The 2584-nt window shown below is 55.7% G+C and carries 2 protein-coding genes; both read right to left on the reverse strand.

What is annotated here, in order from left to right:
• Positions 1-319: 319 nt before the first annotated feature.
• Positions 320-1894: an AMP-binding protein gene (locus tag WCJ41_RS21460; protein WP_336907878.1), complete on the reverse strand. Its 1575-nt coding sequence runs from the start codon at positions 1892-1894 to the stop codon at positions 320-322.
• Positions 1878-2342 carry a MaoC family dehydratase gene (locus WCJ41_RS21465; RefSeq protein ID WP_336907879.1) on the reverse strand — a complete coding sequence of 155 codons (465 nt, stop codon included), beginning with the start codon at positions 2340-2342 and terminating at the stop codon, positions 1878-1880. The genes WCJ41_RS21460 and WCJ41_RS21465 overlap by 17 nt, the downstream gene beginning before the upstream one ends.
• Positions 2343-2584: the final 242 nt, after the last annotated feature.

The raw sequence follows: 2584 nt of genomic DNA on the forward strand, positions 1-2584 counted from the left end.
GTCTCAGGCTTGACAATCGACAGGGCATTCAGGGTGCCGGGCGCCAAGCGATACAACTACACAAAGATCAGCTGGTCAGTATTGCCGAAGACCAGCCGTTCAGGTCTTTTCCGACGCAACACGCTGCGCTGGTAGCGCAAGGCGATGATCTCCGTTTGCAGATCAGGTCGTGATCGGAAGAAGTCTGCAATCGCGTCCCAGATCAGTTTGAGAACATTTGCCATCGCCAGAAAGCATCGCCCAATATTGACCCTTTAGCGAATCAGGTTCTATTTGCGGTAGGCACGAGGGTTCCTTTGGCTCCTGGCCAGTTCTTGCATCAGTGCAGCCGTAATGATTCAGCCTGATCTCGCAGGGCAGCCTTGTCGATTTTTCCCGAAGCAGTTACCGGCCACTCTGCAACGAGGATGATGCGTTTCGGAAGCTTATAGCCGGCGAGCTGCTGGCGCAGGAAGCTTGCCATGGCAACCGTATCAAGCCCACCAGCAGACTTCGGCCTGACAAATGCCCATCCGATCTCTTGCCACTGCGGGTCGGGCAGAGCAAGCAAGCAGGCTGACTCAACGTCAGGATGAGACTCAATGACCTGTTCAATCTCGCGAGGATAGACGTTGTAGCCACCCGACTTGAACATTTCCTTCAGTCGCCCGACTACTTCCCAATTTCCGTCCTCACGGATACGCCCGATATCTCCTGTCTTAAACCAACCGTCGCCAGTGAAGGCGGTCTTCGTTTCAGGCTCCCGGTTCCAATATCCTAGGAACACGTTCTTCCCTCTTGCCTGAATTTCACCTGATGCGCCCAGCATTGCCGGCTCTCCCGCATCATTGGCGAGACGAAGCTCGAACTCAGGCCGGGGGTGCCCAATAGTGCGGGCTTTCACTTCCAGTGGTTGATCATTATCAACGTAGGATACTGATCCGGTGAGTTCGGTCATGCCATAATAAGTAACAGTCTTCTGCACGCGCTTGCCGAGTTCTTCGACCAGCGAAAGCGGCGCCTCTGATCCGGCCCACCACAGAAGCTGCAGGGACGACAGATCTGCCGATTGCCAGGCTTCGCAGTCCACGATCTTCTGGTACATCGCCGTCACTTGGCCGAGAACCGAGATCCTTTCCTTGTTGACCGTGTCCAGCAAGCGCACAGGATCGAAGCGCTCCATGAAGACCATGGTGCCGCCACTGATTGTTGCATAGGCGGTTATGTCGCCGATTCCTCCGATATGGCTGATCGGCATATTGTTGATGATCCGCAGCGGTTCGGCCTTCCAGAGAGCAGCCTGCACTCTGTAGGAATCCAGAAAGCCTGCCTGGCTCAACAGAGCGCCCTTAGGCTCGCCCGTCGTCCCCGAGGTGTAGACGATGACCGCCGGATCCCCTGGGCGGTTTGCGGCCGCACGAGCGTCCAGTTCACCGGGAGTGACGTTCTTTCCTCTTTGAAGAAACTCCTCCATGGTCAATTCCGCTGATCCACGTTCGCCTGTAAGGGCAACCAGCTGAAATGGCCCAGCCTCGGACCGGATTTCGTCCAGATCATCGAGATAGTTGCGGCCATCGCGGAGGCCGAGCGAAAACACCAGCATCGGTTTGCTATCACCGATGATGAAGCGGAGTTCCCGTGCGGTGTGGCGGGGATTCAATCCCAGCCAGATCGCGCCGACCTTCAAGGATGCCATCATCACGATGACATATTCGGGCCGCGGCGTTGAAAGCATTGCAATACGCGCGCCACGGACTACACCCGATGCCAGCATGGCCATTGCACAGCCATTGACGAGATCAGCGGTCTCCCGCCACGTCAGCCGAACGTCCTCCAGTACCAACGCCTCCCGATCAGGTGTCAGCGTGGCGTTCTGCCAGACATGGTCGATCAAAAACTCAAGGCGCGTATTCATAGAGGCATAGCCAATCGGCAACAACGCAGGGGCCCTCATGGGCATTACACTCGATGGCATTTTTGGAATGGACGAGCCAGCGTGTCGCGCCTTTCGGTTCCACCTTTTTGATCGTCGTTCTGCAACGCACGCTTGAACCTACCGGAACGGGATTGATCCATCTCACCCTGTCGAAACCATAGTTGATGGCCATCTCCGAGCCGCTGCTGGCAATGGGAAACCCCAATTCACGTGCAAACCGCGGCAGCAGCGAGAGAATATACATTCCATGCGCCACCGGAACGCCAAACGGGCCGGTGCGCGCCCACTCGACATCGCTATGCATCGGATCATCGTCGTCCGTCACCTGACCGAAAATGTCAACTTTCCGTTGTTCGATCATGAACCATCCGCTGACACCGTATTCACTACCAATGCTAGCGGTCAGCTGATCAATGTGGGAAGTCATGTAATCTCTTCCTTTGTCATTCCTTCAATCCTGAGATTGCTCAGTCATATGCACCAGAGCAACAGAATTATCATCAGGTGGAGATCACCGCCGCGTCGGTTGGCTACCTATCTCTACCGCAAATCAAATCCGAACGTATTGGTGAAGGAGTCCCTTGCATACCGCCAATCGAATCTGACTCGTCGAAGGGCCGATAATTGGCGAACGGCATGTCCGGACATGCCGTTCGCCAATTATCGGCC

The sequence above is a fragment of the Aestuariivirga sp. genome (genome assembly GCF_037139295.1).
In the GTDB taxonomy this organism is placed as follows: Bacteria; Pseudomonadota; Alphaproteobacteria; order Rhizobiales; family Aestuariivirgaceae; genus Aestuariivirga.

Excerpts from the sequence above, each read along its gene's own strand:
- WCJ41_RS21460 (WP_336907878.1), bottom strand. The coding sequence starts at position 1,894 with ATGAATACGCGCCTTGAGTTTTTGATCGACCATGTCTGGCAGAACGCC.
- WCJ41_RS21465 (WP_336907879.1), bottom strand. The coding sequence starts at position 2,342 with ATGACTTCCCACATTGATCAGCTGACCGCTAGCATTGGTAGTGAATAC.